This window comes from Atopococcus tabaci DSM 17538 (assembly GCF_000429585.1).
In the GTDB taxonomy this organism is placed as follows: Bacteria; Bacillota; Bacilli; order Lactobacillales; family Carnobacteriaceae_A; genus Atopococcus; species Atopococcus tabaci.
On record NZ_AUCD01000096.1, the window covers coordinates 1 to 5887 of the forward strand.

At 35.5% G+C, this 5887-nt stretch carries 8 protein-coding genes and 1 pseudogene; 6 read left to right on the forward strand and 3 right to left on the reverse strand.

Going from position 1 to position 5887, the window contains the following annotated elements; all coding sequences use genetic code 11:
* The 6 genes and pseudogenes from G470_RS14585 to scrK all read left to right on the forward strand — a co-directional run.
* Nucleotides 1-193: pseudogene (locus G470_RS14585) on the forward strand (hypothetical protein); the annotation flags it as partial.
* Between the two features lie 104 nt (nucleotides 194-297).
* Entirely contained in the window at nucleotides 298-675 is a 378-nt protein-coding gene (locus G470_RS0110965; RefSeq protein WP_156908085.1) for an alpha/beta hydrolase, read from the forward strand.
* A gap of 95 nt (nucleotides 676-770) precedes the next feature.
* A complete protein-coding gene (locus G470_RS0110970) occupies nucleotides 771-1691 on the forward strand; it encodes an alpha/beta hydrolase (protein ID WP_028274838.1) in 921 nt (306 codons plus the stop codon).
* Nucleotides 1692-1700: 9 nt separating this feature from the next.
* A complete protein-coding gene (locus G470_RS0110975; RefSeq protein WP_169720337.1) occupies nucleotides 1701-2576 on the forward strand; it encodes an alpha/beta hydrolase in 876 nt (291 codons plus the stop codon).
* Nucleotides 2577-2580: 4 nt separating this feature from the next.
* A complete protein-coding gene (locus tag G470_RS0110980) occupies nucleotides 2581-3324 on the forward strand; it encodes a ChbG/HpnK family deacetylase (RefSeq protein ID WP_028274840.1) in 744 nt (247 codons plus the stop codon).
* Between the two features lie 16 nt (nucleotides 3325-3340).
* Nucleotides 3341-4210, forward strand: a complete 870-nt coding sequence (scrK, locus tag G470_RS0110985; RefSeq protein ID WP_035445619.1) for a fructokinase ScrK — start codon at nucleotides 3341-3343, stop codon at nucleotides 4208-4210.
* Between the two features lie 196 nt (nucleotides 4211-4406).
* Here the strand turns inward: scrK and G470_RS0110990 are convergent, their stop codons facing one another.
* The 3 genes from G470_RS0110990 to G470_RS0111000 form a co-directional block, all read right to left on the reverse strand.
* Nucleotides 4407-4838 (reverse strand): lysophospholipid acyltransferase family protein, encoded by a 432-nt coding sequence (locus tag G470_RS0110990; protein ID WP_028274842.1) that lies wholly within the window; start codon nucleotides 4836-4838, stop codon nucleotides 4407-4409.
* 239 nt (nucleotides 4839-5077) lie between these two features.
* Nucleotides 5078-5260 (reverse strand): hypothetical protein, encoded by a 183-nt coding sequence (locus G470_RS0110995; protein WP_028274843.1) that lies wholly within the window; start codon nucleotides 5258-5260, stop codon nucleotides 5078-5080.
* A gap of 349 nt (nucleotides 5261-5609) precedes the next feature.
* Nucleotides 5610-5887: transposase (locus G470_RS0111000; RefSeq protein ID WP_205617932.1), on the reverse strand; the 278-nt coding region annotated here is incomplete at its 5' end.

Below are 5887 nucleotides of genomic sequence, written 5' to 3' on the forward strand. Positions count from 1 at the left end.
CGGAACGCTTTTAGAAGCTTTGAGAGCGGAACTACCTGCATTTGAACAAACCATTGTCCCTGAATTTAAAGGGGCTGTTAGAGCTGTTTTGAAAAAGATTCATCGTCCTTCTATAGGGGTTAAAATAGGTGAAATAGCTAATTATAGTTCCACATCAAGTCCAATGGGACAACTGAAGAAAATGTTTGGGTAATGAAACACACAGAACGAGCCATTTTAATATTAAAATTGAAGAGTTACCATCTCTAGAGAAAAGTTTCCGCCAAAGTATTGACACATACAGCATTGGTCAACGGATTGAAGAATAGTGAATCCTTTAGTAAAATTGCAATGATGTCACCTGGTTTTGATTTTTACAAAATATTGGATAACGGAAGTAGTGCTTTTACTCAAGAGTTTCTAGACGGACTGTTTGGCGATCGAGAAACGCATTTAAACTCTATAAATCATCCAGAAACAGCCATACTTGCTTCAAAAAACGAAGGAAAAGAAATTCCTGAAATGTTCATTTGTTGCGGACAGGAAGATGAATTAGTTTATGATAATGATGTGGATTTTATAAACATATTAAAAGAGAATAATATACCAGTAGAATTTATTGAAGAGTCTGGCGGACATGACGTTTTATTCTGGGATAAAATGATGGATAACATGTTCTCGTTTTTAGCAAAGTAGATATAGTATAGTGATAAAAAGACCCCCAGAAGTTTTAAACCTATCTGGGGGTCTTTTAACTAATTTGTTCAACATTTTTTAATGGGAGTGTTCATGTGATTCATAAAAAAATAAACTTAAACAAACAGAAAACTGCTATTCTATCAACTTATATTTTGGATGGTGAAATCTCTTATAAAGTAAAAAAGAAGCGTCCTGCAATAATTATTTGTCCGGGCGGAGGCTATCTGACAACTGCCACCAAAGAGGGAGAAGCAGTCGCCGTAGAATTTATGTCTCAAGGATACCATTCTTTTGTTTTGAAATATTCTACTTATTTTAAGGAGAGGATGGTTGACTTAAAAGCAGTTCCTCCAATAAATAGGAATGCTAAGTATCCCCAACAAATCATTGAACTGATGGAAGCCATGCATTTGATTCATCAAAATGCAGAGGAATGGAATATTGATAAGGAAAATATTTTTATTTTAGGATTTTCTGCTGGAGGGCATATAGCAGCTTCATTAGGAAACAGGTGGAAAGATAAAGAACTCATGGAACAGCTTTCTTTTGTTCCTCAAAAAGATGAGTTAAAACCAAAGGGGACTATCTTAGGGTATCCAATGCTCAAAGGAGATATAGAAGAATATATTTTGTCGAATACTGCGGATAACAATTCGATCAGACACCAGACAAAGTATATCTATGACTGTCTTTATGGGACAATTAAACCTACTGAAAAGCAATTTGAGAAACTAGACATGGTCTCTTCGGTAAATCAGCATACTCCACCTACATTTATTTGGACTACAAGAACGGATGAGGTGATTGATCCTCAAAATGCTACAAAATTTGTGCTCAGTATGCAAGAGAAACAAATTAACTGTGAATACCATTTATTTGAAGAAGGGAAACATGGCTTATCTTTGGCAACGGATTTATACGCTAGTAGTCAAGAGGATATCAGCTTAGAAGTTAGCATGTGGATCCCTCTAGTTATAAATTGGTTAAAAAAACAATGTGAAAAGAGTAGGTGAAATACTTTGTTGGAAAAAGATTTAGCTATTTATGACTATCGAAAAGAAAAAGAAAAAAACAACTATGGCTATATTATCGATGAGAAGTTAAAGGGGAATTTTGATAAGTTTTCTGTTCGCACGAAAGAAGCAGGGTTCGTTGATTGTTATATCTACAGGCCTATAGATTATATTTATGACCATGATCTGCCAATTGTTATCAATCTTCACGGTGGTGGTTTCGTTCTTGGGTATTGTGAACAGGACGGAATTTACTGTCAGTCGATTGCTGATAACTGTCATTGTGCAGTCATAAATATTGATTATTGTTTAGCTCCTGAATTCAAATACCCCAGTGCGATTTATTCCACCTATGATGTCATCCTAGAAATCAAAAAACGAGCAGAAGATATGCAACTAAATCCAGGAAAAATCTCTATTTTGGGACATAGTGCAGGAGCAAGTATTGCATGTTCCCTATCATTACTAGACAAAGAACTTAATAAAATCGATTTTACCAGTATGGTTTTAGATTATCCCATAGTTGATTTAGAAGAGTTTATAGTTACAAAAAGTCATGCGACAGAACGATTGACCCAGTACGTGGAGTGGTACCTTACAGATTTGAAAAAAGCCAAAGAGCCGTTAGCATCCCAGATAAACGATGATTTATCGCTTTTACCAGAAACGTTTATGCTCTCTGCTGAGTATGATCCATTAAGGAAACAAGAAGAGGAGTTTGTAACTAAAGCAGTAAATGCAGGTAGTACAGTTTTCTATAAAATGTATGAAAATTGTCATCATGGATTTACTCATAAGTGGTTTAAAGAATTTAATTCTGAAAAGTCAGAAATGGCATGGAATGATATTTCTACATTTTTTTCTAGAACTTTCGAAAAGGAGTAATGTTATGAACGTAATAGTAAGAGCTGATGACTTAGGGTATTCAGAAGCAGTCAATTATGGAATAGCTAAAGCTGTTAAGCAAGGTATAGTTAATAATGTAGGCTTGATGGTCAACATGCCGTACGCTAAACATGGTTATGATTTGATAGCAAATGATAATATCTGTTTAGGGCTGCATGCAAATATCAGTGCTGGAGAACCGATTTCATCTATAGAAGAGGTTCCCGCATTGATAGAAGAAAAACAATTTAAAAAATCAGCCGTCTATCGTAGTTCAGTAAAAGACTTTGTAAATATCGATGAGGCTGTTTTAGAGGTTCAAAATCAAGTCAATCGGTTTAAAGAAATAACAGGATTTGCTCCGCACTATATCGATATCCACGCTGTATTAAATCCCAATTTTCTTTCTGCTGCAAAGGCTGTAGCAGAACAGAATGAAATTTTGTTTGTTGACGTCAACGTCAAAAGTGGAACGATCCTTCTGAATAATCAAGGCATTAAAATGCAAGTTGAAAATGGGAAGGATGAGGAAGTACTTTACGACTCCTTTTTCAGTACTGTTTTGGATAATAAAGAAGCTGAGATTCCTATGATAGTTTACCACCCTGGGTTTATTGATGCACCTTTAATAAAAAGTTCCTCGGTAGTGACAGAAAGAGCGTTCCAAGTTTCTTTCTTAACCAGCGAAGAAGTAAAGAGTACTGCAGTAAAATATGAAATAGATTTTTTACGAATAGATGAAGTCTGAAAATGAGGAGAAAAAAATGTACGGATCAATAGAAGCAGGTGGCACAAAATTTGTTTGTGCCGTCGCTAATGAGGACTTAGAAATCATTGAACGAGTGAGTTTTCCTACAACAACTCCAGAGGAAACAATGGAACTGGTGATAAGATTTTTTAAAGTATATCAAAATAAGTTAAAGGGTATTGGCATAGGCTCTTTTGGCCCCATCGATGTTGATCAAGACTCCTTAACTTATGGGTATATTACAACTACACCGAAAACTTCTTGGCAAAACTTTAATTTTGTTGGAGCAATGAAAGAACATTTCTCTCTGCCAATTGCTTGGACAACTGATGTGAATGCTGCAGCATATGGAGAATACGCATTTGGTAAAGGAAAAGGGTTATCCAGTGTTGTTTATTACACAATTGGAACTGGAATTGGTGGCGGAGCTCTGCAAAACGGCAGGTTTGTTGAAGGATTCAGTCATCCGGAAATGGGACATATGATGGTAATGCCCCACAAAAAAGATTCATTTACGGGCAATTGCCCATTCCACGGCAATTGCTTAGAAGGAATGGCTGCGGGTCCTGCTATTGAAAAAAGAACAGGGAAAAAAGGACAGAATATCCAGCAAGATGATGAACTATGGGATATAGAGGCTTACTACATTGCTCAATGTGCTTATAATACAACGTTGATGCTTTCTCCTGACGTCATAATTTTTGGTGGTGGAGTAATGAAACAACATCATATGATTAAAAAAGTCCAACAAGCATTTGAAAATTTGATGCAGGGATATGTAAAAACACCTTCTTTGACAAATTATATCGTTACACCTGAATTAGAAGACAATGCTGGAACTTTAGGCTGTTTAGCTCTTGCAAAAGAAGTGGAAATTCATTCATAAGATAAAAAAGAGGTCATTATTATTGTAAAGTGAACTCTTTTTTTCTTAGATAATTGAGAAAATTTTGAGTTATTAGAAAATGATAATACAAACCGCATTGATTTCGATCGGTAGTCTCTATTCTCTATTCTCTATTCTATATTCTTGCAAATGCCGATATTTTCAATAAAATTGTTTATATCTATGACTTTAAGACTCATTGGATTAAGATAGATTGTTTGAAAAGACTGATTTTGTTACCGACTAAGAATAAGGTGTCATCGGGGTATTGTTCTGGATTCTCTCGAATAATCTGTTCGATTTCGCTAAAAGATTCCATACTTATTTGCTCGTCTCCAGGATAGCCCCAGACAAGTGGAACAAACTCCATGTCTACCCCCTTGTGCGGTTCGTGGCTCCAATTTAAGTACCAGGTAGCGCCGGCGTCAGCCATTCCTGGATCTTCTACCGAAATAGGCAAAATCAGTCCCACACGATCTACCGTTCTCGCATTAAGGCGAGGAACCTCATCCAGTTCTATTTCTTGAGGAACTTCCAGTTCCAAAATCCACCAAGCCCCCAGACCCATAGCAATAAGGATGCTTACTGTCCAGATGATTGTTTGTCGAATGTTTGTTTTCTTACGCAATATTGATATACCTTTCCTTTCTACAACAATTGAGAATGCCTAATGTTTTCTAATTCCTATTTTACATTGTTAGTTGGATAGAGACGATGTGCACTTTATAAAAATACATTTCTCAGTCCCTTAGAAATCCACCTCATGGTACATAATCATATCTCATATAAATATGAGATATATTTATTGTTTTTATGTCGATTTAGGGTGTACCAAAAATAGGCACACGAAAAGTTTGGTTTAAATATTTATTTCTTGCCATGGGAGATATTCTCGTCCTTTCCATCTTCAATAAATTTGTTAATGCGATCTTTTTGAGCTTGATCTCCTGTTTGATAGATGTCATCTATCATGTCTACAAATTCTTCTGTGGACATGTTATCAACGATCTTTCTAATTTCTGGTGACCAGTCTTTTTCATGTTTACTCATATACGTTCGCCCCTCTTTTTATGTGATATCAGTGTTGACTCCTAAAATATATACCTTTTTAATTGTTCTGGGTTATCTGTATCTTTAATCGCTGTGTTCGCCTTACAAACCATACTAGGTCTTCAATATAATCATTACTGTCTATAATTATTATGTACCCTCAGTATATAATATATATTCTTAAAGTACTCATATAATAAATAAAAATATTATGTGTGGAGATAAAAGTAAGTGTTATTAAGATAAGACTATTTTAAAATTTACTCTATGTAGTCATAACTTAGTCAAGTCCATAATCAGTCAAGTCCATAATCCTGTGTAAAATACTATACAATGTTTTACTGGTCTCTCATTGATCAAACTTAATATATTTTCTTGTAGAACTAAGCCATTCATCATGAAGGTCCATAAGGACAGCTCCAATTAATCGATTGGCGGACGCTCGGTTGGGAAAAATCCGGATAATCTTTTCTCTTCTGCGGACTTCCTGGTTCAGTCGTTCAAGAAGGTTGGTGCTTTTTAGCCGATTGTGGCCACTTCCGATAACCGTGTATTGAAAGGCATCTTCAAAGCCATTATCCAATGTTTCGCAAGCTTTTGTATATTTAGACTGGTCGATATATTCAC

Excerpts from the sequence above, each read along its gene's own strand:
- G470_RS0110980 (WP_028274840.1), top strand. The coding sequence starts at position 2,581 with ATGAACGTAATAGTAAGAGCTGATGACTTAGGGTATTCAGAAGCAGTC.
- scrK (WP_035445619.1), top strand. The coding sequence starts at position 3,341 with ATGTACGGATCAATAGAAGCAGGTGGCACAAAATTTGTTTGTGCCGTC.
- G470_RS0110995 (WP_028274843.1), bottom strand. The coding sequence starts at position 5,260 with ATGAGTAAACATGAAAAAGACTGGTCACCAGAAATTAGAAAGATCGTT.